The sequence below is a fragment of the Devosia sp. 2618 genome (assembly GCF_040546815.1).
In the GTDB taxonomy this organism is placed as follows: domain Bacteria; phylum Pseudomonadota; class Alphaproteobacteria; order Rhizobiales; family Devosiaceae; genus Devosia.
The window spans coordinates 2,042,819-2,069,306 of the sequence record NZ_JBEPOO010000001.1 but is presented as its reverse complement, the minus strand read 5'-3'; the positions used below and the strand labels follow the sequence as shown (position 1 = coordinate 2,069,306).

The following is a 26,488-nucleotide window of genomic DNA, read 5'->3' as shown; positions in this document are numbered from 1 at the left end:
CCTATTTAGGAATATTGTCTGGTCACGATCCGCCGTGAGCAGACCTCTTGGCATTGACCGACTTCCTTCCCGGCCTCTTTCGCAAGGCCGATCCTGAGCCAGCACCCGAGCCGGTGACGCTCACCGACCCGCTGGCCTCATGGCTGTTCGGTGCAATGCCGACCCATTCCAATGTAGCGGTGACGCCGAAGTCGGCCATGCAGGTGCCAGCCGTATCGTCGGCAGTGGAGCTGATCGCGGAAGCCGTGGGCACGCTGCCTGCCAAACTGTTCGTGCGTAATGCAGAAGGCAAGGAAGCCGACCCGGCACACCCTGCCTTTCGCCTTGTGCATGATGAGGCCAATGACTGGACCAGCGCCGCCGAGCTTCGCACCCAGCTCACCCATGATGCGCTGTTGCACGACAAGGGCGGCTTTGCAGTCGCCGTGCGCGGCGGCAGTGGCAACGTAGTCGAGTTCCACCAGTTGGACCCGCTCGCCGTCGAAATCAAAACCGATCCTGCGACCCGCGAGCCGTTCTACCTCGTCCGGGAAGGGCGGAAGAATGTCCGCTATGAATATCGGGACATGCTCCATATTCAGGCGTTCGGGGGCAAGGCACCCATCACCCGCGCGCGCAACGCCATCGCCCTTGCCATGACGCTTGAGGAACACGCTTCGCGGCTGTTCAGCAGCGGTGCGCATCCTAGTGGGGCGCTGGCTACCGAAAAGGCCATGAAGCCGGACGAGGCCGCAAATCTCATCGCTATGTGGGAAGCTACGCACAGCGGTTCTGCTAACAGCGGAAAGCCCGCGTTGCTCACTAATGGGGTGAAGTGGGAGCAGACCGCGCTCACGTCCACCGATGCGCAGTTTTTGGAAAACCGCCGCTATCAGGTCGAAGAGATTGCCCGCACGTTCCGCGTGCCGCCCACCATGCTTTTCGACCTCACGCGCGGCACTTGGTCCAACACCGAAGAGATGCGGCAGGGCTTTCTTGAGCAGACCTTGCGCCCTTGGTTGGACGCTTGGGCTTGGGCCTATGCTCGCGTTCTGCTCACCCCTGAAGAGCGCACCAGCCGTTTCATCGGCTTCATCACCGATGACCTGTTGACCGTCAACCCGACCGTCCGCACCGACATTTACGGCAAGCTGGTCGCTATGCGTGCCATGACTCCAAATGATGTTCGGGCTGGCCTGAATATGCCAGCCATGCCGGGCGGTGACGTTTTGCAGAACCCCTACACCACGACCAGCGCCGCACCCGACGCGGCGAACGACGACACCCCGCCCATCCCCGAGAAAGACGCCGCCTAATGCACACCGCCTTTTTTGGCGACCGTGAGCGCGAATTTTCGCTCACGTCCAAAACGATTCTGAATGAGCTTGAACGCACGACCGGCAAGGGCATCGGCGCGATCATCGACGGCCTGCGCCGCCTCTCCTATGCCGAGATTACCGAAACCATTCGGCTTGGCCTTGTCGGTGCTGGTGCCCAGCCCGAGGAAGCTGCCGCGCTGGTATCGACTTACGTTCCGGCCCGCCCGCTTGGCGAGGCCAATATCCTCGCCATCGATATCCTGACAGACCTTTGGGTTGGACCGGAACAGCAGCACGTTAATGAGGCTACCGCGACTGGCGAAATGTCCGCTGCCATCAACCTCGCGCAGGATGATGACGATGACTTCTAGGCTCGAAATCAAGGCAGAAGTCAGCATCGATGACGCTGGCACTATCACCGGTTTGGCATGGCCTTTCGGCTCGCCCGATCAGGTTGGCGACGTAATCGAGAAGGGCGCTTTTTCCCTGCCGCCCGCGCTGCCCATCGTCATGGAACATGACCAGAAACAGGTTGTCGGGGTTTGGGAAAGCTACTCCGAAACGGAGACCGGCCTTGAGGTAAAAGGCCGTTTGTTCGTGGAAGGCATCGGCCCTGCGCGTGACGCCCGTCAGCTTATGCGTAACGGCAGGATTACCGGATTGTCCATTGGCTTCAAAGCCGATGGCTTCGACTCTCTGCCTACCGGCGGGCGCAAGTTCAACGCCCTTACCATTACCGAAATCTCCCTTTGTCGCCGCCCGGTCCATCCCGGCGCGCGGATCACCTCTGTTAAATCCATCAATCAGGAACCCCGTATGGACCCCGCTACCGACGAAAATGCTGCCCTTACCAATGGTGAGTTTGTGAAAGCCGCAAACGATAATATCGCCAAACTCACCGCCCGCCTCGACAAGGTTGAAGCTAAGGCCAATCGCCCTATCGCTGCCAATGACAATGCTGATGAGCCTAGCCATGAGCGCAAGGCATTCGCGGCCTATTTGCGCCATGGTGTCGAGCGCGCCAGCGCCGAAGAGGTGAAGGCGCTCACCGTCAGCACTGACGCCAATGGCGGTTATCTGGCACCGGAAGAGTTCGGCAATGAACTTATCAAGCTGCTGAACGAATATTCGCCCATCCGGCAGTATGCCCGCGTGGTCAACATTTCGGCCCCCGAGATCAAGTATCCGCGCCGCCTCACCGGCACTGCTGCGACGTGGGTTTCGGAAATTGCCGACCGCACCGAAAGCGGCATGACTTTTGAGCAGGTCACGCTCACCCCGTTTGAGCTGGCGACGTTCACCGACATTTCTAACCAGCTCTTGGCGGACAACGCCTATGGCCTCGAAGGCGAGCTGCTGTCTGACTATGCCGAGTCGTTCGGGATCACCGAAGGCGCTGCTTTCGTGAAGGGCACCGGCGTGGGCCAGCCCAAGGGTCTGCTTGTCGCCAGCGGCATCAAGGAAGTGAAAACCGGCGTTGCCGCCGACTTCCCCGCTGCGAACCCGGCAGACGTTATCATTGGCATGTATCACGCCATTGCCACGACCCATGCGCATAGCGGCGTCTGGATCATGAACCGCAAGACGCTGGGCACAATCCGGCAGTGGAAGGATGGCACCGGGCGCTATCTGGTGCTGGACCCGATTACCGTGGGTGGCGCTTCGACGCTGCTGGGCCGTCCCATCGTGGAAGTCCCGGATATGGACGATATTGGCGCTGGTAAGTTCCCGATTCTGTTCGGTGATCTTTCCGGTTATCGCATCGTTGACCGTGCTGGCCTCGAAACCCTGCGCGATCCCTACACCATCAAGCTCAAGGGACAGACCCGTTTCCATGCTTGGAAGCGCGTAGGTGCCGACATCACCCACCCCGACCGCTTCGTGAAGCTCAAGGTCGCTGTCTAACCATGCTTGGCGCGGACGGCATCTTTGTCGAGTTGGCAGGCGAGGCTTATGAGCTTCGCCCGTCCCTCCGCGCCACCATGCGCCTTCTTCGGCGGCACCAGCTCTTCGGACTGATTGCCGCCGTTGAGGGGTTCAACATCACCATCATCATGGACATGCTGAGAGAAGCCGGGATCAAGCCAGCGCTGTTGCTGGCAGAGATAGCCACGGTTGGCCTTGGCAAAGTCCGCAATCGGCTCACCGGACCGCTGGCAGAGTTCGCCCTGGCAATCGCGGGCATCGATCCCGACGACACCACGCCGATCAAGCCAGTAGCCGGGAAGCCAATCACCCCGACCGAATACCACACCCAGCTTTTCGAGATCGCAACCGGCTGGCTTGGCTGGACGGCAGCGGAAGCATGGAACGCAACACCCGCCGAGATCATCGCCGCCCAGAATGGGCACGTCGCTTATCTGAAGATGACCGGCGTTCTGGTGCCCGTCGAGGGCGCGAAGGAACCCGACATTTACACCGCCGAGCAGCTCAAAGAGATCGAAGAGGGTGGCCTTGACCCGGCTTTTGATCGCGATGGGCTGGCTGCATTGAAAGCAAAGCTCTGATGCCCAGCGCTCCACCCCGCCTTTGTAGTTGCGGAAACATAGTCCCATCAGGCCAGCGCTGCGCTTGCCAGATAAAGGTCGACCGCGCCCGCAAGGCTCGCCATGACCGCAACCGCCCAACAGCGGCAGCACGTGGCTACAACCATGATTGGCGCAAGGCTCGCGCCATCTTTCTCATCACCCATCCGGTTTGCCAGTGCGGCGCACCCGCGACCGTGGTCGATCACATCATTCCGCACCGTGGCGATGACCGCCTGTTTTGGGACCAGCACAACTGGCAGGCACTTTGCAGCCATTGTCACAACAGCACCAAGCAGCGCCTTGAGCGGCAGGTGCAGGCATGACCGACACCATGCTCACCCATGACGGTATCACCCAGCCGATCACCGAATGGGCCTTGGACTATGGCATCTATCCCGCTGTCATCACCGACCGGCTGGCGCGTGGCTGGACCGCCTCCCGCGCCATCACCGCACCCATGGTTGCGGCACCACGCCAGCGTCTGGATGCCCAGCACATGCGGGGACTTACGATAGCTCCAAGACGCGTGAGGGCAGGATCAAACGCTAGAAGGTTCGAACACGATGGCCGTGCACTCACGGTGCGTGAGTGGAGCATCGTGTGCCGCTCGTCCGTCACCACCATCAATTGCCGGTTGAAACGCGGATGGCCGATAGCGAACGCACTCACCGGCAAGGCACCGGGGGTGGTTGAGAACTTACCGCCTCTTGAGGGGACCGGCGGGGGGAGCCTCGCGCAAGATATTTCCGAAATAGAGTTTTTACAGTGACCGCACTTTCCGACCTGAAACAGCATCTTGAGATTTTGGACGATGCCGACGACGCGCAGCTTTCCCGGCTGGCCGTCAACGCGCTCGCCATCCTCGCTAATGATATCGGCGCGCAGGCGCCCGCAGAATATGAAGATTTGCCGCCCGCGTTGCAGCAAGCGTTTCTCATGAAAGCCGCTCATCTCTTCTGGAACCGCAACCCGGTGCTGGTGGATCACAGCATGGTCACGCTCGCCATGGGCTACGACGACATGATCGCGCCCTACGTTCGGCAGGTCTGCTAAATGGCCGGAAACGCGCAGATTGCACGCTTAAAGGCCCGTTTTAATGCGGTTCCGATTGCTGCCCGCGAGGCTGCGCAGGCTTCCTTGCGCAAGTCTGGCGATGAGCTGGCCGACCTGATGCGCAGCCTCGCAGAGACCAGCCGCGATACCGGCGCGCTGATCGATAGCATCGAAGTGACGCCCGGCAACATGAACACCCCGCCGTTCAGTCAGCCGGGCGGCAGCACCGTTGTGCCCGAGAATGCTGTCATGGTGACAGCAGGCAATCATGCCGTGCGTTACCCGCACCTTGTCGAGCACGGCACCGATGAAAACGATGCCAAGCCTTTCTTTTGGCCTGCCTTTCGCATGTTGCGCGACAAGATCAAGCGCCGCACCGGGCGCGATATCCGCAAGGCAATCCGCGCGATGGGGAGCAAGTGATGGCACCCGACATCGCCATACAGATCGCTATCCATGACCGGCTGATTGGTAGTCCGGCGCTTACTGCGCTGGTGCCTGCCGCAAGCATCAAGGATGGCGGCACACGGCCTGATGGCTTCCCCTGCATTCGCCTTGCCGATGCCCAGACCGTGCTTGTCGGCACGACTGCGCGCAGCCGTTCTGTGCGGGTTTTTATCGACCTGCACTGCTGGACGGAAAAGGCCGGCATGATGGACGCCCGCGCCGTTGCCGATGAGGTGCGTCGGGCGCTCACCGAACCGCTGGACGCGCCCGGCTATGACCTTTGGGGTAACTTTTGGGTTACGGGTTCCCGCGCTGTTCGCGACCCGAAAGACTTCGGGCACGTCATTGTGTCGGTTGAAGCCATGATGACGGAGACGTTGTAATGCTCACTGGTAGCTTCCGGCATTCCATCATCGTCCAGCACCCCGCCGAAACGACCGGCGCGGGTGGCAAGGTCATGACTGACTGGTCCGACATTTTCCGGTTTCGGGCAGCGTTGATCAGCAGCGAAATGACTGAGGCCAGCGCCGATAACGGCAAGCGCGAAATTCTCGCGCTGGTGTTCCGCACCCACTTCCGGCCCGGCATGACCACTGCCGACCGCCTCACCTATGGTGGCAAGCCGTTCAACATCACCAAGGTTATCGAGATCGAGCAGCGCCGTGGCCTCGAAATCCATTGCGAGGCCGTGTCGTGACCCATCTGCGTGGCGTCAAGCCGACCATCGTTCCTGACCCGTCACCGATCACTAAGACGCCCATGGCACCCAAATGGTTCGGTGCGTTCGCCAAGCTGGAATGGCGGCGCATCATGCCGCCTTTGGTCGAGCGCCGTATTCTTACCGAAGCCGACATGGGCAGCGTCGAAAACTACTGCCTCGCCATCGGGCGCATTCGGCTCATCGAGCAGGAGATTGCCGCTGCCGGTGAGGTGGATCCCAAGAAGCACCGCATGCAGTTGCAGAGCATGCAGGTTGCCCGCCAGCTTGCCGCTGAGCTTGGCCTGACACCTGTCAGCCGCTCCCGGCCCGCCGTGCGCAATGACGATGAGGGTAATGACAACCCTTTCGATATCTAGCAGCACCGCATGGATTTATGACGGTTCGCCCATCGAAGATACGTTCGGGGATGGCGAGCGTGCCGTTGCGTTTCTGCGCTCGCTCAAGCATCCCAAAAGCAAGCTGCCCGGCAAGGCGTTTCAGCTCGACCTTTGGTTGGAGCGTATCATTCGGCGCATCTATGGGCCGCGCACTGCTGATGGTTCGCGCATCGTGCAGACGGTTGTGCTGTTGCTGCCGCGTGGCAATCGCAAGACGACTATCGCCGCTGCACTGGCCCTGTTGCACACCGTTGGACCCGAGCGCGTTGCACATGGCGAGGCGATCTTTGCCGCCGCCGACCGCAAGCAGGCCAGCATCGCTTTCAAGGAAGCGTTGGGCATGGTGCAGGCTGATGCCCGCATTGCTGGTGCCGTGAAGGTCTATGACGCTCACAACAGCGCCAAGAAAATCTTCTATGCCAAGCACCGCGTCACTCTTGAGGTCATCTCTGGTGATGCTGGCACCCAGCACGGCAGGACGCCCAATTTTGTCCTGGCTGATGAACTGCACATCTGGCCGAACCGGTATCTCTGGGAAGCCCTCACGACCGGCTTGGATAAATCCGACAATCCGCTGCTGGTGATCGCCACGACTGCGGGGCGTGGGCAGGACAGTGTGGCTTGGGAAGTGATCGAGGATGCCCGCAAGATCGCGCGCGGTGACGCCGTTGACGCTTCCATACTGCCGATCCTGTTCGAGGCTGACCGGAACGCGGACTGGCGTGACCCCGCCGTCTGGCACGCGACTAATCCCGGCCTTGCACATGGCTACCCTAGCCTTGACCGTTTCCACCGGGCAGCGGCGCGCGCTGAGCGCAGCATGGGTGAGCGGCAGAGCTTCAAGCAGCTTAAGCTCAATATCTGGCTGGACGCGTCGAGCGACCCGTTCGTTGACATGGAAGTCTATGACGCAGGTGCTGGCGACGTTGAGCCGATGGACAATGCGCCGTGCTGGATCGGCGTGGACATGTCGACCACGACCGACCTGACCGCCGTTGTCGCCGCCTTCCGCGATGAGGACGGCACAGTGTCAGTGCTGCCGCACTTCTTTCTGCCAGCCGACAACCTGAGCGATCATGCCGACCGGGATGGCGTGCCTTATCCCGAGTGGGCAGAGCTGGGCTATCTCACCGCAACGCCCGGCAACGTGATCGATTACCGCGCTGTCACCGAATATATCCGCGAACTTTGCGCCCGCTTCGACGTGCAAGAAATCAACTTCGATCCTGCATATGCCCAGCCCGTCATGGCGCCGCTGATGGACGATGGCTTGCCGGTGCTGACCATGCGGCAGGGGTGGGTGACACAGTCGCCAGCCCTCAATGAGCTGGAACGCGTCATTATCGGTGGACAGTTTCGCCATGGTGGGCACCCGCTACTGCGCTGGTGTTTCGCCAATGTCGCCATCCACACTGATAGCGCGGGCAACCGCACCATGCACAAGGGCAAGAGCGTCAAGCGCATCGACGGCGCTGTTGCGACATGGATGGCAGTCGCGCGCGCCTGCGCCAACGACAACACCGCTTCGCCCTACAGCGACCCCGAATTTCTCAAGCTCTATGGAATTGCCGCATGACCACCCCAGATTTGGCCGTCTTAATCGAGGCGCGCCTGAACACTTTCGAACGCCAGATGAAGAACGCGGGGCTTATTGCTGAGCGCAATTTTGGTCGCATCGAGAAGCGCAGCAAACAGGCGTCATCTGCCATCGAACGGCACTTCTCCGGTGTTGGTCGGGGAATTGCTGCTGGCCTCGCAAGCGCTGTCTCGCTGCGCGCATCGCAGCAGCTTATCGATAGCAGCATCCGCATTGGCAACGCACTCAAGGTCGCGGGGCTGGCCGGTGAGGATTTGCAGAAGGTCTATAAAAGCCTGTTTTCGTCTGCGCAGCGCAATGCCGCACCGCTAGAATCCCTTGCGCAGCTCTACTCACGCGTTTCGCTGGCGCAAAACGAGCTTGGCGCGTCAACCGAAGACATGCTGAGCTTCACCGATAACGTCGCCACTGCTTTGCGGGTTGCTGGAACTGATGCGCAGTCGTCGAGTGGCGCGCTGCTCCAGCTCAGTCAGGCGATGGGCTCTGGAATCGTTCGGGCCGAAGAGTTCAACAGCATTCTTGAAGGGGCCCGGCCAATTGCGCAGGCGGCTGCTGCTGGGCTTGATGAGGCGGGCGGTTCTGTCTCGAAACTTCGCCAGTTGGTGGTGGACGGCAAGATTTCGTCGCAGGCGTTCTTTGACGCGTTTCAGGCCGGTTCAGTCACGCTCAGGGATAAGGTTGCCGGGGCGGAAGTCACTGTCTCAAGTTCGTTCGTCCGGTTGCAGAACGTGCTCACCGACGCCGCTGGCAAGTTCAACGAGACCTCTAGCGCCGGGCAGCGCTTCGCCAGCTTCCTCGATACGCTGGGCACTAAAATTACCGATCTGGTCAATTCACCGAGCTTCGATAGCGCCCTGAATGATCTTGGCGACGTTATCTCAAAGACCTTCGCCAACGACTTGCGCGATATCCAGAAGATTATCGAGCTGGTCGAGACCTTGGCCGGGAAGTTCGACCGCTTCGGCGCGTCTGTCAGCGATGCCGAGCTTGAGCTTGCGCAGGCAGAGCAGGCCGTCGCCAACCTTGCCCAGAACACAAAGGGCCAGTTTGGTGAGGTTGATGCCGCGTTTCAGGACTTGGTGCAGCAGCTGCTTGAGGGTAGGGGCACGGCCGAGACGGCAGCCGACGCCATCACAGAGCTTGGTCAGGCAAACCCCAATTTCAGCAGCTTGCAGAGCAAAATTGCCGAGGTCATCGGCAACTTTATCGCTCTGCGTGACGCTGCGCGCGCTGCCCATGCTGCCGCTGCAAACAGCGACGGTGTTGGTGCTGCGCCCACTTGGGGCGAGTTCTCGACGGCTTTCGTGCCGCCCACGCCAGTCAAGCCGGTGACGTTGGCTGACTATCCAATCAAGCCGGGAAGCTCATCGGGTAGCGGTGGGTCGGCAGGCTCGAAGCGTGCCGAGGTTGATGCGGCCAAGGAACTGATTGTCGAACTGGAAAATGAGCTTCGCCTGTTGGGGCTGGGCGAAACCGAAAAACGGATCGATGCCGAGCTGCGTCGGGCCGGTGCGAGCGCGACCGATGCGCAGAAGGCGAGTATCCGCGATCTGGTGACCGCTATCGAAACCGAACGCGGTGCGCTCGACCAGCTGGAAGCCGCCATGGAAAGCGCCAAGGGTATGGCGAAAGACTTCCTTGGCGGACTTCTGGGCGACCTGCGCAACGGTGTCGATGGTGCAACTGCGCTTGCCAATGCGTTCGGGCGGCTGGGCGATAGGCTGCTGGATATGGCTCTTGATGCGGCGATTGATGCATTCTTCAAGAACATCGTGGGTGGAGCAGGCGGCGGTTTCCTGAGCTTCCTTGGCTTCTCAAAGGGCGGCGTGGTCGAGGCGGCAACGGGCGGGCTTATTCGTGGCCCAGGCACCGGCACCAGCGATAGTATTCCGGCCCGGCTGAGCGATGGAGAGTTTGTCGTCAACGCGGCAGCGACGAGCCGGAACATGGACCTGTTGCGCGCCATCAATTCCGGCACCGTCGCCGCGTTCGCTAGCGGTGGACTTGTGGGTGGTGGGCCTGCCGTTCGGGCGGCAAACGACAATCGTCATGCTGCCAATGACAACGCCGCACCGGTCTTTACGATTAGCGCGCCGATCACCGTCAACGGTTCGTCAGGGACGCCCGAGCAGAACGCGGACTTGGCAAAGCAGATGAGCAAGCAGCTTGAGGCGACGATGCGCGGCGTGGTTGCCTCTGAGCTGGGACGGCAGATGAAGGTCGGAAACACGCTCAATACCCGCAGCAGATAGCGCCGCAAACGCGTAGCGGTGACTCTGGGCGGCGGGAAGGCGTGCCGGATAGGGCGTTGCTGCACCGGAAGCGGTTTTCTCGCCTATGAGTCTCTAAACGGGTTTGAGCTTTCCGCGCCGAGATGAGAGTGTCCGTGCCGGAATGTCGAAAGTCTGTCTCTATATCTTTCTTTCTTAAACTACTTAGATACATAGACAGACTTTCGACATTCCGGCACGGACAAAATGCGCGTCGAAACCATGCGATCCGGCATGGAACTACCTTGCCAAATACTTGTTAATACGTTAATGTTCATCGAATTAACAAGTATGGAAACTCAATGTCGAAGCACGTGGTTATTCCTGATGAGCGCGAAGCCAAGCTGAAGCAGATTGCCGACGCGCACAACGTCTCTGTGTCCGAAGCCGTGGGGTTGCTCATCGGCTGGGCCGTAGAGCAGGGCAAGGTAAAGGCCGGTATCCCCGGCATCGAAATCCGGCGCGATGGTGATGCGGTCGAAATCGATTTTGGGGCGTTCAAGCGCACCTTCACAGTGGAGCTGGCGAAGGCCTTTTCCACCGCGTTGCGCTATTTCGCCCGCCCGAAAGACACCGCCTTCTCCCATATCCTTGAGGCCCTGAGTGGGGCCGATGTGGTTGGCCTGTCGCGTCAGGGCACTTCGATCAAGGTAGTTGGCGACAATGGCGTTAAGCGCACACTGGCGCCGTCCGTTGCACGCGAACTGGCTTGGCTCATCGACGGTGCTGCAAAGTAAAAGCCCTCGCCGGGTAGTGACCGGCAAGGGCTTGAGATCGACGGAGTGACACCTAATTAATATGACAAACTCAGACGATTGTCCAGATAAAGAGAACAATCTAGTAGAGCCCGCCGATGAGGCACTGGCGATGGACATGCTCGAAGACCTTGATCTGTCCGATGACGATGATGGTTTAAAAGCGGGATTGATCGGGACCAGCCCGGCACTGCGCGCCGTTGTGGCTGGCTTGAAGAAGCGGAGAGCTGACAAGGCTCGCGCCAAATCTGTGACGCCCTCGGCCATCGAGGAGCGGACGCGCTATCGCATCGTCAAAGTCGCTGAAGGTCGGGGTGAACCTCGCGACTACAATTTCACCGGGATAGCTCCACGGCACCACCATGGTTACGAAACCGAGGCTGAATACAAGCGCCGCTACGGCAGGGAATATGCTCGCCTTAGGCGCGGCGTAGACATTGCTGAGCTAGAGGCCAAAGAATACCTGCGGGAAGTCACAACGCCTGAGGAAAAACGGCAGGCCAAAAATCAGCGTGAGCGCAACCGCACCGCTGGCAAATCGCAGACCACAAAAGACGCCGAGGCCGCTCACAAAAAGGAAACGAGGCGGAGGGCTAAGGTGCGTGCTGCACTGGATGAAACGGCATTAAGCAGCGGCGATGGTGACACTCTTTGACTTTCGTCTGCACCCCGTAAAATTCCCGCTATAAAGGGATTAGGTGGGGCGCTTCACCCTGCCTGGGAAAGCCGACAGGCCCGCACGTTCTCCAAATCGTGCGGGCCCCATTATTGGGTAAGTAGATGTTTACTTACTTTTGTCGTTTAAATTCAATGACTTAGCTGAATTTTGTGCTTGACCGAGATTCGGCGATTGTGCGAGTCTTCGCCCATCACTTTGGGGAGACATTATGCACGACGACACACCGGCCTTCCTGCGAACCATGACGTGGGCTGAGCTTCTTTGGCAGGTCGCGAATGATGACGCGTTGCGCCTCAAGCTAGGCGTGAAGCTCTGCCCATTCACCGGGAAGGTGGAGGAATATATGGTGGTGGATCGGCTTGGCGGCGACCTGAATATCTGGCCCGCGAAGTGGCGTTCACTTCTTGACGCAGAACGTGCCGTTAGCGCGATTTAGATGCCTTGCTCAGCACGGCGGGCGCAGTGATTTCGAATTGTCCCGATCTCTCGCCGCAGTTGTCAGCGGTCCTAAACCCGAGCTGTCGACCCATATGGTTTCACGGCACTCAAAGGGCAATATTTGTCGCACTTAACTTAACTGCAACAAATCAGCATCGAACGGTGGACTCTTTGCGACAACGAATACAGGTTGTCGCTACAAGATTCCGTCGAGGGGGCGATGACTACATTCGATATTGCGACCAAAATCGTTTCAAGCACTCAGCGTGCGTTTGTTGTTCATGCAGGGCGGGAACGCCGAAATCACGGCCACTTCATCGAAGAATCTATCGCTTTTCTCGAAATACCGAATTTTGATCTGACGCCTGAAATAGCTCGGTCTCGACCGTTGCTGCGACGTGCAATGCGCAGGCAGATGGCGCGTGAGGCGTATGGGATCAATCCTGTAGGGCAAAGGCCAACCAGCGAGCTTAATGCATATTCCGGCGACGTGTTGGAAGATGGGAGCCTGACCAGAACTGTTGCCAGCATCCATGGGCTCTATTCTCGAATGAAGCCTGGCGACATCGTAATCACGCCGGGTTTTGAGCAAGTCGGGAAATACCGACGACCAATTGTAAATTTTGGTGAGATTGCATCCGCGTTTTCTACTGCCGATGTGTTCAATGGCCCTACCGCTTCATCAGACAGAGTTCCATTCCGCAAGGTGAAGTGGCTAAACAAGATCCCTAGGCGGGAGCTACCGCCACAGTTAGAGTTGAGAATTGGCCGCCCTCCTGCGGTGCGCCAAATAGAAATAACGGAAGAAACCGAGCAGCTTCTGGACTTCACTTATTCGAACTACATCTACGAAAACGGCTCATCCAGCCTGATTGAGGCATCAAGATATACCGGTGAGAAATTTGGTCTACTAAATGATTCAAGCAGACTTATTGAAATTCTCGCTGCCGCGTATGCGTATGCCAATCAACCTGACATCCATCGAATTGACGATATAAAGGCCTTTAGACAGCAGTATTTTGCAGCGTCGGGCGTTGAGAATATCGTCGTGGACTTTTCTTCGCCGGGACATTGGCGAATAATCGGTGGAACTGTAACGCTCGGCGCGTTTGTTGCACTTGGAGTGGCTATCCTCACAAGCAATGTCCCTGTTGGTGCGCTACAGGCCGGTGTTACAGTGACAAACAGCGCGTCCGCCTCACAAGAAGAGCCTCAGAAAATCGAGGACTCGATGAACATTTTCTTGCGGTCACTCACCGTGGCGGAACTAGAAGAAATCAAAGGGGACGCTGAGAAAGCTGCTGAAGAAATCGGTTTCAAAAGTCGCGTCCAGATGGTCGATGAATGAGCCATGTAGGTAAAGAGATTTGGAGATGGGTGACTAAGCCATTTCGCTGGCTATTAGGTTTGCTCACTCAATCCAGTGTGCCTCTATGGGTGACACTGATGCTGACGGTAGGCGGAACTTACTGGCTGGCTCCGATCATAAACGCGAATATACAACGGGAAAATCTTAGACGAGATTTTCTAGTGAGTAGTCTGGATGCTCTAAGCACGGACACCATCGCACTAATTAGTCAGATTAACGCGCAAATTCGCGGTGGAAAGATAACAGACGTTGAAGGTTCCGTTCAGTCTATTCTGAATCTGCACTATAGGTTAGTTCAACTAAATATATCGCTACCTAGTAATCTCGATTCCGGTATATCCGTTCAAAAGAGTTTAGCAGAGTTGCAGAGCCTTATTGCAAATGATTCCTCCAGTATGGGCGACATATCCAAAAAACTTAGTGAGTTCTCACAAGCCTCTTTCGACCTATACAGCGAGACCGTTAAAAGCGCTGGACTCTTGTAAGGGCGATCGGCTTTGATCGTCTCCGCCATTACAAAAGTGGAAAAATCATTCTACAGTGCGGTGTCAGTGCCGTATTCGGCCGCTTCGATCAGATCGACACGCTTCTGCAACGTGCCTTGCGGCATCGCGCCATAACGCGCGGTCATGCTGAATTTGCTGTGGCCCATGAGGAAGCCAAATTCCTCATCCATGAAGCCAGCAGTGCGCATCGCATCTGAGAAGCCGTGCCGGAAGCTATAGAGGGTCAAACCACGCCCTTCTTTCAACCCCAGCTTGATCAGATAGGTGCCGAACTTCTTTTCAAACTTGTTGGCGATATGGCCTCGCGCATTGCGTTCGGCTTCTGGGAACACGCGACGTTCTCCCGCCGCCCGCTGGCGTTCGACATGCTCGATAAAACCCATTTCGATCAGCTTGGAATGCACCGGCACGACCCGGAACGATCCCTTGGTCTTGAGGCTCTTTTCCTCATCGCCTTCGTCGGTGAAGTGCATCACCCAAACGCCGTGCATCTGCCGCACGTCAGCAACCAAGAGCTGGGCAATCTCACCGGGCCGCGCACCCGAATACATCATTACGTGCGGGAGCCAATAGCGGTGATCCCTGATCTTGTGCCCGCCGACCTCATGCCATTTCGCATCGCTCTTGCAGCCGTGGAAGAGGGGAGATGCAAACAGCACCTTGCGCTCTTCGTCGGTGAAGGGCCGGACGTTGGTTTTGGTCTTGTCCACTGACAGATACATGTCGAGGAATGGATTGGCCGTGAGGTAGTCGTGCGCCACCAGCCAATTGCAGTAAGCGCTAAAGGCAGCGATGTAGCGATTGACGGTTTTGGGCGAGATCACCGGTTTGGGAGCCTTTGCCATTCCATTGGCCGCGACAATTTCCTTGATGCCCATACCCTTGAAGATACCAGTCTCAGCGGCCTTCACCGGATATTCCATGAGCAGCGCTTTCCACTCGCGCGCGGCCTTCTTGTCGAGCTGCGTGACAGGGAAGTCTGCGCCGACCAGTTCGATGAAAGTGCCAATGTCGCGCCGTGCCTGCATCAAGGCAGCGTCTTTGATCCGCTTGGGGTTTTCCTTCACATAGCGCTCAAACAAGTCCATCAGCCGCTCGCCGGGCTTAGCAACCTCTGCGGTAGCTGCTGGCCGCGTGACGACCGGATCGGCAGGCACGCCCGCATAGTTGCCCAGATCGCGCTCACCGGCACGCATAAGGACTTCGATCTGCGCGCGCATCAGGCGAAAGCAAAGTTCGCGATACCGCGCACTGCCGCGCACGGTCAGCAGTTTGTGTTTCTCTATGAACCCCTCAGCCGCCCATTCGATCAATGCAGTCTCGCCGCGCCCCAAATGTTCACGCAGGGCGCGCAGGTGATGCTCGCGACTGCCAAGGTGCCGGGTGGCGTTAGCCAGATCGGGGAGGGTGCGGGCCAGCTCATCGGTGCGCAGCTCATCTGCGTAGTGTTCCCAAGTCGCGTTTGCGAAATCGGCTTCCGTAATGTCACGGCGACGGCGAAGCTCATCGAACTTCTGATGCCACTCGGACAGCACAGACAGCTTGCGAACGTTTGCCGTGCGCCGGTCTTTTGTCTCAAGCGAACGAGAAAGTTCAACCGTCCCCATCAGGTGTTTTAGCTCAAGCGGAACCTTGAGCCGAACGTAATAAACGGAGCCACGAATCTTGAGGTTGGAGCCAGTCGGCATGCGGTCAATCTCCTTCCCCTTCTTTATAGCGAGAGCCGATCCGCCGACGCATATTTGGCCGGGCGGTGGATCACCAAAGTGTGCCAGTGACAAGCTCTAAGACCCCCGGAAACCAAGGAGTTATTGCGATATCAATGACTTAGGGAGGATTGGCTGGGGAACCTGGATTCGAACCAAGATTGACGGAGTCAGAGTCCGCTGTTGGTGCCCGGAAATCCTCATGTTATGCGGGCTGTGTGCCAACTGTGTGCCAGTTGGACTTTGCTGGCAGAGAAGCGCGCGGCAGCTTTCGACCCCGTATTGGACACTCTGACGACCCCAATTAACACTCCCAACCGGACGTTCGCATGGTAGGGGCAGCCGTAGACTAGGCGGAAAATGACGCTTCGTAGGCCAGTTGCATTTTTGCCAACGCGGAGACCGAAGGGGCGGGTGAATCTAAGTGGATATGCCGCAGCTCATTCATGAATTCAGCCCATAGTTGCGGGCCGCCATGTTCGAGAACCTGCGCGCGTGCTGACAGCTCGATAGAGGGGAGTGCGTGTCGCATCCCCCAGCTTCCCATGAAGGCCATCAGGGGAACCAGCTCGATAGCTCTTTCGGTCAGGCTGTAAACAATTCTCTGTTTGTGACCAGGATCGGCGGAGCGTGTAAGCAGCCCATTTGCGGTCAAACGCTTCAAGCGGTCGGACAGAATGTTGGAGGCTATGCCTTCCATGCTTTCAGTGAGCAATGATCGGAAGCTCCGGCGGCGCCCACCAAACATGGTGTCACGCAGGACGATCAGGCTCCACCGATCACCGAAGGTTTCAAGCGTCAGATTTATTGGGCATCCGGAGCGTCTTGCTCTCATAGGCTTGTCCAAAACTGGTTGCAAAATAGGTGTGGTTATTGCGTTGCGCCGACTGCTACCACAGTCACATCAACGATTGAACGCGGCGAATTGGGCCCCCCATCTATGCGAGGGGGAGGCGAGGCTTTCTCGGATGAACCAATTGCTCGATGGTTGAATGAGCTAGAATTCAAGTTACGGAGATGGATCATGCGCAAGCTGATCGCCTGGAATGTGATGACCCTTGATGGGTATTTCGATGGTGATGCTCCATGGCAGCTCGATTTCCACGAGACGGTCTGGGGGGAGGAGCTTGAACGCTTTTCCCTCGATCAGGGCGACGACATGGACATCCTGCTGTTTGGCCGCCGAACCTACGAAGGCATGGCGGCGCATTGGTCCGGCCAGACGGGCGAGATCGCTGATTTCATGAACGCGGTGGACAAACGCGTCGCCTCACGGACGCTGGCCAAACTCGATTGGAAGAATAGCCGCTTGATTGAAGGGGATGTGATCGAGGCAGTTCGGGCGTTCAAACAGCAGGAAGGCAGGAACATCTATGTCTTCGGCAGCGCCGATCTGCTCGAAACCCTGCTTGCGAACGACCTCGTCGACGAATACCGGATCTGTCTTGCGCCCGTGCTGCGCGGTTCGGGCAGGTTCCTGTTCAAACCCGGCAGCAAGAATAGGACGATGAAACTACTTCAGGCCCGGCCATTAAAGACCGGCGGCGTCATCTTGCGCTACGGGCTTGACCGATGAGCAGAACCGATAGCGTCACCTACACCATCGAGGCCACGCCCGAAACTATCTATGCGGCACTGGTCGATCCCGATGCCATGGCGATTTGGCGGCCACCTGCGGGTATGACCGGAAAGGTTCTCGATTTCGATCCCACCCCCGGCGGTCGCCTGCGCATGGCGTTGGACTATGACGATCCGGCCCAGCACGGGAAATCTGGTGACAACAGGGACATTTTCGAAAGCCGCTTCGTCAAACTGATTCCGAACGAAAGTGTGGTCGAGGAGGTGGCGTTCGACTCCAGGAATCCCGCCTTCGCCGGCATCATGACGGTGACGACCTCTCTTTCATTAGGAACGGGCGGAACGGAAGTCACCATCGCATGCACCAACGTGCCGTCAGGCATCGGCGAGGCAGATCACCTGGCGGGTCTCGCATCCACACTGGAAAACCTGGCCCGATATTGCACATAGGCGTGCAACTGGCGTTGGGCTGCAAGATCAATTGCATCCTGTGCAAAGAAGGGAGTCAGCTTGCGTGTTCGCTTCAAAATATTCTTGTAATTTAACTGAATGATGCGAGTTTTTTCGAGCCATATCGCTCTCGGCTTAGGCATACGCTGAAGGCTGTCTTTACAATGGCGGTCAAAGACTGAAAATGCTGCGCTCGGCGGCAGCAAGGGCGGCTTGCTCGTCTTGCACCGGAAACAGGTGCGAATAGGTGTCGAGCGTCACGGCGATATTGGAATGGCCCATGCGTTCCTGCACAGCCTTCGGCGTCAACTCCAGGCCGCCGTCGGCGCGGCGGTTGATACACCATGACGCAAACCAGTGGCGTAAGGCATGCAGGCCGGAATACTTCGCCACGGTGATCGGATGCCCCCCTTCGTCGCGGCCGGTGACGGTGGTCACGCCCGCCGATATCATTGTGGGGATTAGCCCCCGGTTGACCAAGTTGCTGTGCCCCTCGACCTTGCCGGCGCCGGTGGGGAATACCAAATCCATCTCGCCCTTTGGGCAGGCCAGTTTCCATTCCTTCAGGACGTTCACCGTCATCGGCGTCAGAGGCACCTTACGCTGGCCGGCGTCTGTCTTAGGCATGCCAATGGCGTGGTAGCGATCGGCGCGCTGTCGGACATGCAGCATGGCTCCACTGAAGTCCACGTCTGCCCAGCGCAGGCCGCGCAACTCGGACGCGCGCAAGCCGGTGAACACAGCAGTGATGATCAGTGGGCGCCATCGGCCAGTGGCTGCACCGATCAGCGCCTTTACCTCCGCGGTGGTCGGAATGTCGATTCCGACCTCAAGGCGCCTTTGCTGGCGCTTCTCCAACTTCGTGCGGCTCGACTTTGCTCGTGACATTTCGTGGACGGGGTTCCGTATCGCGTGACCGCGCAACTGAGCATCGGCAAGGATCGATCCCAGCGAGACGGTTACCCGCTTGATCATCGCCGCGCTGCGGCCGTTCTCGCGCAGGGTATCCTGAAATGCCCTGATGCTGGGCACCGTGAGCTTGTTGAGCTTCGTGTTCCCGATAAACGGCACGATGTGAAGATCACGATGCTGGCGGCGCTGGTCGAGCGTGGTGCGTTCCAATCCATCGGCGGCGCCACTCTTGAGCCAGAGCGCACCTGCCGCGGAAACCGTGATGGTCTCGCTATCAGGGACGTGAACACCGTCGCGAACCTCGCCCATAGCCTTGAGCAGGAACGCGTCGGCGTCTTTCTTTTTGGCGAATGATTGTCGCTGGCGGTTACCCTGACCGTCGACATAGTCGGCCTGCCACGCCTCCTTGACCTCACTTTTGGCGGTAGTCCACTTGCGTTTTCGGACGCTCATTGATCAAACTCACCCCAGTTTTCTGCACCGTAGCACCTAGCTCGAATCCGCAGCAATTGGGTGTTTCCTGATAGATTAACTGGCCTGCTCGAGGAAGAAGGCTTGCAGGGCCTCGCGACTTACCACCCAGCGCCGCCCAACCTGCCGAGCGGGTAACTCGCCAGCCTCAAGCATATGATAGGTCGCGCGTGTCGTTTGCCCGATCACCTTGGCAATTCCCTCGGCGCCCCAGACGAGGTCCAGGGGCTCGTGATTGTCTTGGCCCTTCATGCTACCCTCCGCACGCTGATGCGCTTGGCCGCGACGAGGTTCACGGACTGCAAGCTGATCGGGGAAATGTTCAGGTCGGTTTCGAGTTCGGCGTCATGACCGATCTCGAAGTCTGGATCGCCGTCGAGGGCATCGAGCAAGTCGATAAGTTCTTCGATCATAGCGGCGGCGCGCTGGCGGAGGTCGGAGTGCTTCATTTGTTCCACCCAGCCTGCAGTTCAGCGTCCGAGGGCCGCTCGTCGCGGGATTTCCCAGAGATATGCCAAAGCAATGGAACGCTGTCGAAGGGCTCGGCGCCATGCAGGAGCAGGTCAACGAGCAGACATTCGTCGCTGGAGCCTTCGCTTTGGTAGCCCGCTTCCATAACAAGGTAGTGGCGACGGGAGAGAGCAAGGGCGTGAACCAATGCCATGTCCCCGGTCTGGTCCATGTCCGCAAGGATCGCCGATTTGTCGTAGGTCAGTAGCGCCTGTTCAGCGGCCAGTTTGCGGTCAACTGCTGCGCCCGTCACCGCCTCACCGGCTTCGTCGTCGGGTGTTGTTCGGAAGGCGTGGGTTTCGGCGCGAATGGCCTCTACCAGTTCCATGATCGCGTCATGAAGGCCTGGCACGGTTGGATGAAAGATTGTCATCATTCTTCGCCACCGAGAACGATCTGGATGCTGCGAATTTGAGCCACGGTGACTGCGGCGATGCCCGCAATGCCCTCGGCATGCGCATTGATATTGCCGTTCGTGGCCGTCGCGATATCTGCCGCTGAGCGGCCGATTGCTTCGAGGGCTCTGATCGTGTTCCACAAGTCGCTTTCTACCTGGGTAATGTCGGCGGGGGAGGGTGTGCGCTTCGCCATTACGCCACCGCCTGTATTGGCATTGAGCCGGCCGTGTTGATCGCCGTGCGGACTGGCACCAACATTTCGATTGCAGCGCTGAGGGTTTCTCGCATCTGAAGCAGTGCCAGCTCGTGGCCCACATCATCTGCCTCAAGCGCCATGAGAACGACGTGCAGGATGCTATAGGCAATGTCGAACTGGTCGATCGCTTCAACCGGGGTATCGCGCTTTGTGTTGCTCATCACGCACCAGCCTTGCAAAGTTCGGCGGCCGACTTCATGCGTAGCAATCTACCGTCGCTCCACATCCCAGAAGGCACGTATCCATCGATCCGAGCGAAGGCCATGTCGCGAACATCTTCGTCGTCAGCACCAAGCCCCAAGCGTGCGGCCAGGTTCTTGGCCATGGCCGACAGCTCGGCGCTGACGGCTTCTTCGCGCGCTTCGGCCCACTCGAAGACAGCTGTATCGCCTGACTTCTGCGCGCAGCATGAGAGGTTGTAGAATTGCATCACAGCAATGGTTGTCGTCATGACCTGATAGAGGTCGTAAACGTTCATGGCGGCATATTTATCCGGCGAGAAATCCGGTGTAGTGCTAGGGATATCCATTGATTGAACCTCCAAGTGATTTCATGGGAGGCTCGGGGAGTGTTGCAAGCGCTGCCCGAGCCGTTTTTTATGCGGTCAGTAACGGGCTGTTTCGATGCGCAAAGGGCGCGGCCGGGACGCCGTAGCTCGCCCGCTTCGCTGCGCGGTGGCTCAACCGCAGCGGGTGATCTGCCGGCGTATCGTGCTCGTCTACATACCAATTGATGTAGTCTCGGGGGTCCAGCAGGCAGCCGAACACTGCCACGCCTCCCTTAGTCATAAGGTCAGTGCGGACCTGAACCGGGCGGCCATAGTATTCCGTCATGGCTGCACGCAGTTCAGCCACCGCGACAATCATGCGCTCGCGGGGATCGGCCCCTATGCTGCACACTTCATCGCCGCGAACAGCGTTCACATAGGGCGCGGCAAGCGCAGCGCTAACGACGGCGGTACCGGCTCCAGCAATCAATGCGCGGCGGGTGAGGGTGGGTGACGGCATATCGGCCTCCAACGTGTTTCGTTGAAAGCAGATTATCCGTTTGCGGAATGAAGAAAAGCGTTAACTATCCGTGTTTGGATAATTATCTAATATTGACGCCCACATACGGATATGGCACGCGCGCTTCATGCGTAGCGCGCTACATCCTGATTTGTGACATTCCAACCCTTCCAACCACAGTCGGGTCGTTATCAGGGTAGAGTGGTTCATGGCTCGGATTTGTCGAGAACGGCTCAAACCTGGGCGGGTTCGTGCGGTATCGCTTGTAGGTGGCGTTGCCCTCGCCGTCGTCAATGACATAGCACGCATGGGATATGAGCTGCTTGTCGGCTCGGTTTACAAAGATGGTGCTCTCGGGCGGCGAAATGCGGTCCATCGAGTCGCCGACCACCTGAAGCGCAAACCAATCACCGCCTGGCAAATCGGCAACTGTAATGGTTCCTATCGCTTCTTGGCTCAGATCGTCCCGTGTCATCGCGCCGGCCGAAACCCATGTTAACACGGGCACAACAATGGCCTCTGGCGCGGTGGCGCCGCCAAGGAAATGCTCCCGATACAGCGCATCGATCGCGTCACGGTTCTGACCACGCGGCTCCGATTGGCGCTGGCTCCATCGGTTGATCGACGATTGAGCAACGCGCAGCTTTGCCGACAGCGCAAGCTGGTTGAAGTTCGGTTCGGCGAGCAGTCGATCCAGTTTGTCAAAAATGTTCATGCGCCCATTATATCCGCAACCGGATAATTTAGTAGTTCCGTTTGCGGATAACGTTAATTGACAATGACTATCCGTTCGCGGATAGTATGCAAATGAACCCACTGCTTCATATCCGCAAAGCTGTCTTCAAGGTCAAGCAGACCGAGTTCGCTGCCATAGCGCGCGTAGGTCAGGCTTCAGTCTCTCGTTGGGAAAACGGCGAATGCTCGCCCAGTCTCGACGATATGAGGCTCATCCGAGAGGAGGCCTTTAAACGAGAAATCGAGTGGGATGATCGGTATTTCTTCGCGATGCCGGAAGTGGCGAGCGAATGAACCCTCACACGCATGCACGTGAGGGCCCGGCGTCTCTCCGCGGCTAACTCCCCAATAATCTCGGTCGGGCAGGCTGGTGTGACGCTCGCCACCGACACCAATCCAAGGAACTGGAAATGAAGCACGACTTGATCGTGGATAGCGAAGCCATGTCCGAAGTCGAGGGCAATGACGTTACGCATTTGGTTGGCACGTCAATGGTTATCGATCTCCAGCAAGAGCCGCAGCGCGCTGCCTTCAATGCTTACCGCGTGGCTTTTCATGCCAACGCAGCCGACCCCAATCTTAAACATGCGGCGGCGCTGGTGGGTGCCTGGAACAAATTCGCCGCGGTCATGGGGATCGGCCAAGTATGAGCCGATATCGCAAGATAGATCCACGCATCTGGAACGACGCCAAATTCAACGCCCTCAGCGATGAGGGCAAGCTGGTGTTCTTCATGCTCCTCACCCACCCCACGATGACGGCGTTGGGGGCTATGCGCGCCACCATGCCCGGCCTTGCTGCTGAGCTCGGTTGGAACGCCGAAGCCTTTCGGAAAGCCTTCGGCGAAGTATGTGAGCAGGGTATGGCCGAGCATGACACAACGGCCTGTTTCGTGTGGTTGCCGAACTTCCTCGGCTACAACAAGCCAGAGTCCCCGAACGTGGTTCGGGCATGGCGTAACGCAGTGGATTTGCTGCCCGAGTGCACGCTGAAAACCCTTGTTTTGCAAGGGGCTCTGGCGACTGCAAAAGGCATGTCGAAAGGCTTCCTGAAAGCCTTTGATGAAGCCTTGCCGGAAGTAAGACGCCTTCCTATCGCTAATCAGGAACCGGAGCAGGAGCAGGAACCGGAGCCTAAGAAAGTACTCAGCCATGAGAGGCAGGATCTATCAGTAAACACAGTAGGGGGAACACGCTGATGCGAGCCCTTTACGATCACCAGACCGAAGCGGTTCGTATGCTGCGCCAGTCATTGGCGTCCGGTCACAAGCGCCCGATGCTGCAGGCGCCCACCGGCTTCGGAAAGACGCTGACGGCCGCTGCAATCGTCCAGATGGCCTTGGATAAGGGCAAGCGGGTTTGCTTCACCGTCCCGGCTATCTCGCTGATCGACCAGACCTACGAGGAATTTCGTGCTGAGGGCATCAACGACATCGGCGTCATACAAGCCGATCATCCTTGGACAGACTGGATGGCGCGGGTTCAGGTGGCCAGCGTTCAAACCCTGTCGCGCAGGGCTTTGCCAGATACGGATCTGGTCCTGGTCGACGAAGCGCACCAGGCATTCAAGATTATCTTCCGCTGGATGGCCGACAAAACGAAACTCCCATTTGTCGGGCTGTCGGCGACGCCTTGGACGAAGGGGCTGGGCAAGCACTACGATGACCTAATCATTGCAGCCACCACCAGCGATCTGATCGAGCGTAGGTTCCTCGCGCCGTTCCGGGCATTCGCGCCATCGCATCCTGATCTGAGCGGTGTGCGCACCGTTGCAGGCGACTTCGACGAAGGCCAACTGGCTGAAGCGATGGACAAGCCGCAGCTCACCGCGGATATCGTCAGCACCTGGCTCAAGTCCGGCGAGAACCGGCCAACGCTGTGCTTCGCCGTCAACCGCGCCCATGCCCGAAAGCTCGAGGATGAGTTTCGCGCGGCTGGCGTGTCGACCGCCTACATCGACGCGAACACTGAGCGGGACGACCGAACCAAGATCGGCGAAGCATTCGCGGCTGGCTTGGCAAAGGTCGTGGTCAATGTTGGGGTTCTGACCACCGGCATTGACTGGGACGTCCGGTGCATTGTCCTGGCGCGGCCGACCAAAAGCGAAATTCTCTACACCCAGATCATCGGGCGAGGATTGCGGACGGCCGAGGGTAAGTCCGATTGCATCATTCTCGACCATTCCGACACGACCCAAACGCTGGGCTACGTGACGGACATCAAGCACGAGAAATTGGACGCGGGCCGGATGGCAACTGCTGCCAAGGCTGATCGAAAGCCGCAGCCGATCAAGGTGCCGAAAGAATGCACCTCGTGCCACTTCCTCAAGCCCGCGGGCGTTCACACGTGCCCCGAGTGCGGCTTCGCGCCCGAGCGCCGTGAAGATATCGCCACGGCGGACGGTGAACTGTTCCAGGTCAAGGGCGGGAAGGGGAAGGACGACCTGCAGACCAAGCAGCGCTTTTGGTCGGGCCTACTCTGGTACTGCGATCAGCGCGGCTACTCCGAGGGATGGGCTAGCCACAAGTTCAAGGAACGCTTTGGGGTCTGGCCGCGGGGGCTGCAAGGACAGGCGGCGCAGCCAGATATCCACTGCCGAAACTACGTGAGGTCTTCGCAAATCAGATACGCGAAGGCCAAGGACAAGGCCCAGAAGTCGGGAGGCGCACCAAATGCAGCGTAAGATTGGAGACCGTGCGCAGGGGCGTTGGAAAGAGATTTTGCCATCGCTGGGCGTCGCCGGTGCGATGCTCACCGGAAAGCACGGCGCCTGTCCAGTTTGCGGCGGCAAAGACCGCTTTCGGTTCGACGACAAGGGCGGCAAGGGAACGTGGTTTTGCGCTCAGCAACACGGCACGGAATCCGACAACGCCAGTGGTAGCGCCGGCAATGGCTTCCGTCTGATCATGGACATGAAGGGTAGCGATTTTGCCGACGCGGCACGTCTCGTCGAAAGTGTCATTGGGGTCGACAGCGCGCCAATCGACAGCACGCCGCAAATCGATCCTCGCCATGATCAGGCCGAAACCTATGCAGCCGTTCGCGCGGTTTGGAAGTCGGGCAAAAAGATCGTAGCGGGTGACTTAGCGGATCGATACCTCTCGAAACGACTGGGGTCCTATGCGCCAAGCCGAGCTCTGCGCTTTCACCCGGCACTGAACCGCAATGGCGAGCCTTGTGCCGCCCTCATCTCAGCCTTTGTGGACATCCACGGGGACTTGGCGGGCCTGCAGCGGACCTATCTCACCCAATATGGGGACAAGGTGCCCGGAAGCGCGCCGCGGCTCACGATGGGGCTTCTGCCGGCGGGTGGCGCGGTTCGTCTAGCGAGGCACGAAAAAGCCTTGGGCATCGCCGAGGGCGTCGAAACTGCACTGGCCGCCACGGCCCTGTTTGGCATCCCATGTTGGTCGGCGTTAAACGCAGGGCGGCTAGAGACTTGGGAACCGCCGGAGGGCGTCACCGAAATTGTGATTTTTGGCGACAACGATCTGAACAACGTGGGGCAGGCGGCTGCGTTCGCGCTGGGCAAGCGGCTCAACCAGAAGTTCATCGCCCAGGTGATGATCGCGCCCGAACCAAACACCGACTGGAACGACACGCTGCAGGCAAAGCTAAGGGGCCAAGCATGACCGAAATCACATTCCGCGATCCCGGCGAAGTCCCGGCCCTCGACTGGCTGGACAAGACGCTGATCGACATCGATAGCACCTATCAGCGCGGCCTTGATGAGGGCAGGGTGCAGAAGATAGTCGATTGGTTCGCATGGGACAGCTTCGGCGCCATTGTCGTTGCGCCGGCCGCCGATGGGCGCTTCCACGCAATTGACGGTCAGCACCGGCTTGAGGCGGCGAAGCGCCATCCGAAAGTCTCGGTCGTGCCGGCCATCATCATCACCGCGACGGGCACGGCCGCAGAGGCTGAAACCTTCGTCAATGTGAACGGTGCTCGCAAAAATGTTTCGCCGCTCGAAATGTACTGGGCGCAACTGGCGTCTGGTGATCCCGAGGCGGAAACCGTCAAGCAGGTCTGCGAGCGGGCAGGCCTGAAGCTGATGCGCTATCCCGGCAGCAACGGGAAATACTCGGGCAGCGAGACCGTCGCCATTGCGGCGTTACGGTCACTGATCGACAAGCGCGGTGCCATGCGGGCCCGGCAAGTTCTCGAAGTTGTTGCCAAAGCTGATCTGCGCCCGGTAACCGCCCTCCAGATCAAGGCGGCCGAACTGCTGATGCTCGACCCCGAGTTCTGCAACGACGTCGAGCCCGAGGCTATCACCGACGCCATTCGAGGCAATGCGCTGGGGCTCGATACCGAGGCAGGCGCATTTGCTGCCACGCACCGCTTGCCGAAGGTGAAGGCGTTTGCCAGTGTGTGGTTCAAGAAGTGCAGGAAGAAGCGGAAGGTCGTTTGAGCGGCCGGGAACCT

The 26,488-nt window shown here is 58.6% G+C and carries 36 protein-coding genes; 25 read left to right on the top strand and 11 right to left on the bottom strand.

Annotated features, from left to right (window positions below):
• The first annotated feature begins 53 nt into the window (after positions 1 to 53).
• The 17 genes from ABIE28_RS10520 (at position 54) to ABIE28_RS10435 (ending at position 13,511) form a co-directional block, all read left to right on the top strand.
• Positions 54 to 1,295, top strand: coding sequence for a phage portal protein (locus ABIE28_RS10520; RefSeq protein WP_354062678.1), 1,242 nt, complete (start codon positions 54 to 56; stop codon positions 1,293 to 1,295).
• Positions 1,295 to 1,669: a gene transfer agent family protein gene (locus ABIE28_RS10515; RefSeq protein WP_354062677.1), complete on the top strand. Its 375-nt coding sequence runs from the start codon at positions 1,295 to 1,297 to the stop codon at positions 1,667 to 1,669. The genes ABIE28_RS10520 and ABIE28_RS10515 overlap by 1 nt, the downstream gene beginning before the upstream one ends.
• On the top strand, positions 1,659 to 3,203 hold the full coding sequence (locus ABIE28_RS10510) for a phage major capsid protein (RefSeq protein WP_354062675.1): 1,545 nt from the start codon (positions 1,659 to 1,661) through the stop codon (positions 3,201 to 3,203). The genes ABIE28_RS10515 and ABIE28_RS10510 overlap by 11 nt, the downstream gene beginning before the upstream one ends.
• A 2-nt stretch (positions 3,204 to 3,205) precedes the next feature.
• On the top strand, positions 3,206 to 3,805 hold the full coding sequence (locus ABIE28_RS10505; RefSeq protein ID WP_354062673.1) for a hypothetical protein: 600 nt from the start codon (positions 3,206 to 3,208) through the stop codon (positions 3,803 to 3,805).
• The gene (locus tag ABIE28_RS21150) at positions 3,805 to 4,149 is read left to right on the top strand and encodes an HNH endonuclease (RefSeq protein WP_502913380.1); all 345 of its coding nucleotides are present in this window, start codon (positions 3,805 to 3,807) and stop codon (positions 4,147 to 4,149) included. Before ABIE28_RS10505 ends, ABIE28_RS21150 begins: the two co-directional genes overlap by 1 nt.
• Positions 4,146 to 4,595, top strand: a complete 450-nt coding sequence (locus tag ABIE28_RS10490; protein ID WP_354062672.1) for a hypothetical protein — start codon at positions 4,146 to 4,148, stop codon at positions 4,593 to 4,595. The genes ABIE28_RS21150 and ABIE28_RS10490 overlap by 4 nt, the downstream gene beginning before the upstream one ends.
• Positions 4,592 to 4,879, top strand: a complete 288-nt coding sequence (locus ABIE28_RS10485; RefSeq protein WP_354062671.1) for a head-tail connector protein — start codon at positions 4,592 to 4,594, stop codon at positions 4,877 to 4,879. Before ABIE28_RS10490 ends, ABIE28_RS10485 begins: the two co-directional genes overlap by 4 nt.
• Positions 4,880 to 5,302, top strand: a complete 423-nt coding sequence (locus tag ABIE28_RS10480; protein ID WP_354062670.1) for an HK97 gp10 family phage protein — start codon at positions 4,880 to 4,882, stop codon at positions 5,300 to 5,302. It begins immediately after the preceding gene.
• On the top strand, positions 5,302 to 5,709 hold the full coding sequence (locus ABIE28_RS10475; RefSeq protein ID WP_354062669.1) for a DUF3168 domain-containing protein: 408 nt from the start codon (positions 5,302 to 5,304) through the stop codon (positions 5,707 to 5,709). Before ABIE28_RS10480 ends, ABIE28_RS10475 begins: the two co-directional genes overlap by 1 nt.
• On the top strand, positions 5,709 to 6,023 hold the full coding sequence (locus tag ABIE28_RS10470; RefSeq protein ID WP_354062667.1) for a head-tail adaptor protein: 315 nt from the start codon (positions 5,709 to 5,711) through the stop codon (positions 6,021 to 6,023). Before ABIE28_RS10475 ends, ABIE28_RS10470 begins: the two co-directional genes overlap by 1 nt.
• Positions 6,020 to 6,403, top strand: coding sequence for a phage terminase small subunit P27 family (locus ABIE28_RS10465; protein ID WP_354062665.1), 384 nt, complete (start codon positions 6,020 to 6,022; stop codon positions 6,401 to 6,403). Before ABIE28_RS10470 ends, ABIE28_RS10465 begins: the two co-directional genes overlap by 4 nt.
• Positions 6,381 to 8,000 (top strand): terminase large subunit, encoded by a 1,620-nt coding sequence (locus ABIE28_RS10460; RefSeq protein WP_354062663.1) that lies wholly within the window; start codon positions 6,381 to 6,383, stop codon positions 7,998 to 8,000. Before ABIE28_RS10465 ends, ABIE28_RS10460 begins: the two co-directional genes overlap by 23 nt.
• Positions 7,997 to 10,273, top strand: coding sequence for a tape measure protein (locus ABIE28_RS10455; RefSeq protein ID WP_354062661.1), 2,277 nt, complete (start codon positions 7,997 to 7,999; stop codon positions 10,271 to 10,273). Before ABIE28_RS10460 ends, ABIE28_RS10455 begins: the two co-directional genes overlap by 4 nt.
• A gap of 320 nt (positions 10,274 to 10,593) precedes the next feature.
• A complete protein-coding gene (locus ABIE28_RS10450) occupies positions 10,594 to 11,028 on the top strand; it encodes a hypothetical protein (protein WP_354062659.1) in 435 nt (144 codons plus the stop codon).
• A gap of 61 nt (positions 11,029 to 11,089) precedes the next feature.
• Positions 11,090 to 11,701: a hypothetical protein gene (locus ABIE28_RS10445; RefSeq protein WP_354062657.1), complete on the top strand. Its 612-nt coding sequence runs from the start codon at positions 11,090 to 11,092 to the stop codon at positions 11,699 to 11,701.
• Positions 11,702 to 11,933: 232 nt separating this feature from the next.
• Positions 11,934 to 12,161, top strand: coding sequence for a hypothetical protein (locus ABIE28_RS10440; protein WP_354062655.1), 228 nt, complete (start codon positions 11,934 to 11,936; stop codon positions 12,159 to 12,161).
• A gap of 222 nt (positions 12,162 to 12,383) precedes the next feature.
• Positions 12,384 to 13,511: a hypothetical protein gene (locus ABIE28_RS10435; RefSeq protein ID WP_354062654.1), complete on the top strand. Its 1,128-nt coding sequence runs from the start codon at positions 12,384 to 12,386 to the stop codon at positions 13,509 to 13,511.
• Positions 13,512 to 14,067: 556 nt separating this feature from the next.
• On the opposite strand, the gene ABIE28_RS10430 is transcribed toward ABIE28_RS10435, so the two are convergent.
• Positions 14,068 to 15,726, bottom strand: a complete 1,659-nt coding sequence (locus ABIE28_RS10430; RefSeq protein ID WP_354062652.1) for a DUF6538 domain-containing protein — start codon at positions 15,724 to 15,726, stop codon at positions 14,068 to 14,070.
• Positions 15,727 to 16,093: 367 nt separating this feature from the next.
• Positions 16,094 to 16,579 carry a winged helix-turn-helix transcriptional regulator gene (locus ABIE28_RS10425; RefSeq protein WP_354062650.1) on the bottom strand — a complete coding sequence of 162 codons (486 nt, stop codon included), beginning with the start codon at positions 16,577 to 16,579 and terminating at the stop codon, positions 16,094 to 16,096.
• Positions 16,580 to 16,768: 189 nt separating this feature from the next.
• On the opposite strand from ABIE28_RS10425, the gene ABIE28_RS10420 reads away from it, so the two are divergent.
• Together ABIE28_RS10420 and ABIE28_RS10415 are read left to right on the top strand one after the other, a co-directional pair.
• Entirely contained in the window at positions 16,769 to 17,320 is a 552-nt protein-coding gene (locus tag ABIE28_RS10420; RefSeq protein WP_354062648.1) for a dihydrofolate reductase family protein, read from the top strand.
• On the top strand, positions 17,317 to 17,772 hold the full coding sequence (locus ABIE28_RS10415; RefSeq protein ID WP_354062646.1) for an SRPBCC domain-containing protein: 456 nt from the start codon (positions 17,317 to 17,319) through the stop codon (positions 17,770 to 17,772). Before ABIE28_RS10420 ends, ABIE28_RS10415 begins: the two co-directional genes overlap by 4 nt.
• A 171-nt stretch (positions 17,773 to 17,943) precedes the next feature.
• Here ABIE28_RS10415 and ABIE28_RS10410 read toward each other — a convergent pair whose 3' ends face one another.
• The 9 genes from ABIE28_RS10410 to ABIE28_RS10370 all read right to left on the bottom strand — a co-directional run bounded on the left by ABIE28_RS10410 (position 17,944) and on the right by ABIE28_RS10370 (position 22,041).
• The gene (locus ABIE28_RS10410; protein WP_354062644.1) at positions 17,944 to 19,137 is read right to left on the bottom strand and encodes a tyrosine-type recombinase/integrase; all 1,194 of its coding nucleotides are present in this window, start codon (positions 19,135 to 19,137) and stop codon (positions 17,944 to 17,946) included.
• A gap of 75 nt (positions 19,138 to 19,212) precedes the next feature.
• Complete coding sequence (locus ABIE28_RS10405) at positions 19,213 to 19,407, bottom strand: helix-turn-helix domain-containing protein (protein WP_354062642.1); 195 nt, start codon at positions 19,405 to 19,407, stop codon at positions 19,213 to 19,215.
• The gene (locus ABIE28_RS10400; RefSeq protein WP_354062640.1) at positions 19,404 to 19,604 is read right to left on the bottom strand and encodes a hypothetical protein; all 201 of its coding nucleotides are present in this window, start codon (positions 19,602 to 19,604) and stop codon (positions 19,404 to 19,406) included. The genes ABIE28_RS10405 and ABIE28_RS10400 overlap by 4 nt, the downstream gene beginning before the upstream one ends.
• Positions 19,601 to 20,041 carry a hypothetical protein gene (locus ABIE28_RS10395; protein ID WP_354062639.1) on the bottom strand — a complete coding sequence of 147 codons (441 nt, stop codon included), beginning with the start codon at positions 20,039 to 20,041 and terminating at the stop codon, positions 19,601 to 19,603. The genes ABIE28_RS10400 and ABIE28_RS10395 overlap by 4 nt, the downstream gene beginning before the upstream one ends.
• Positions 20,038 to 20,256 (bottom strand): hypothetical protein, encoded by a 219-nt coding sequence (locus tag ABIE28_RS10390; RefSeq protein ID WP_354062637.1) that lies wholly within the window; start codon positions 20,254 to 20,256, stop codon positions 20,038 to 20,040. Before ABIE28_RS10390 ends, ABIE28_RS10395 begins: the two co-directional genes overlap by 4 nt.
• Positions 20,256 to 20,480 (bottom strand): hypothetical protein, encoded by a 225-nt coding sequence (locus tag ABIE28_RS10385; protein ID WP_354062635.1) that lies wholly within the window; start codon positions 20,478 to 20,480, stop codon positions 20,256 to 20,258. The genes ABIE28_RS10390 and ABIE28_RS10385 overlap by 1 nt, the downstream gene beginning before the upstream one ends.
• Positions 20,480 to 20,848: a hypothetical protein gene (locus ABIE28_RS10380; RefSeq protein WP_354062633.1), complete on the bottom strand. Its 369-nt coding sequence runs from the start codon at positions 20,846 to 20,848 to the stop codon at positions 20,480 to 20,482. The genes ABIE28_RS10385 and ABIE28_RS10380 overlap by 1 nt, the downstream gene beginning before the upstream one ends.
• A 67-nt stretch (positions 20,849 to 20,915) precedes the next feature.
• A complete protein-coding gene (locus tag ABIE28_RS10375; RefSeq protein WP_354062631.1) occupies positions 20,916 to 21,326 on the bottom strand; it encodes a hypothetical protein in 411 nt (136 codons plus the stop codon).
• A gap of 139 nt (positions 21,327 to 21,465) precedes the next feature.
• Positions 21,466 to 22,041, bottom strand: coding sequence for a S24 family peptidase (locus ABIE28_RS10370; protein ID WP_354062630.1), 576 nt, complete (start codon positions 22,039 to 22,041; stop codon positions 21,466 to 21,468).
• A 92-nt stretch (positions 22,042 to 22,133) separates the two neighbouring features.
• Between ABIE28_RS10370 and ABIE28_RS10365 the strand changes: the two genes are divergently transcribed.
• The 6 genes from ABIE28_RS10365 to ABIE28_RS10340 all read left to right on the top strand — a co-directional run bounded on the left by ABIE28_RS10365 (position 22,134) and on the right by ABIE28_RS10340 (position 26,474).
• Complete coding sequence (locus ABIE28_RS10365) at positions 22,134 to 22,355, top strand: helix-turn-helix domain-containing protein (protein WP_354062628.1); 222 nt, start codon at positions 22,134 to 22,136, stop codon at positions 22,353 to 22,355.
• A gap of 116 nt (positions 22,356 to 22,471) precedes the next feature.
• Positions 22,472 to 22,711, top strand: coding sequence for a hypothetical protein (locus ABIE28_RS10360; protein WP_354062626.1), 240 nt, complete (start codon positions 22,472 to 22,474; stop codon positions 22,709 to 22,711).
• Positions 22,708 to 23,259 (top strand): hypothetical protein, encoded by a 552-nt coding sequence (locus tag ABIE28_RS10355; RefSeq protein ID WP_354062624.1) that lies wholly within the window; start codon positions 22,708 to 22,710, stop codon positions 23,257 to 23,259. Before ABIE28_RS10360 ends, ABIE28_RS10355 begins: the two co-directional genes overlap by 4 nt.
• The gene (locus tag ABIE28_RS10350) at positions 23,259 to 24,743 is read left to right on the top strand and encodes a DEAD/DEAH box helicase family protein (RefSeq protein WP_354062622.1); all 1,485 of its coding nucleotides are present in this window, start codon (positions 23,259 to 23,261) and stop codon (positions 24,741 to 24,743) included. The genes ABIE28_RS10355 and ABIE28_RS10350 overlap by 1 nt, the downstream gene beginning before the upstream one ends.
• A complete protein-coding gene (locus ABIE28_RS10345; protein WP_354062620.1) occupies positions 24,733 to 25,692 on the top strand; it encodes a toprim domain-containing protein in 960 nt (319 codons plus the stop codon). The genes ABIE28_RS10350 and ABIE28_RS10345 overlap by 11 nt, the downstream gene beginning before the upstream one ends.
• Positions 25,689 to 26,474, top strand: a complete 786-nt coding sequence (locus ABIE28_RS10340) for a DUF6551 family protein (RefSeq protein ID WP_354062618.1) — start codon at positions 25,689 to 25,691, stop codon at positions 26,472 to 26,474. Before ABIE28_RS10345 ends, ABIE28_RS10340 begins: the two co-directional genes overlap by 4 nt.
• Positions 26,475 to 26,488 lie beyond the last annotated feature (14 nt).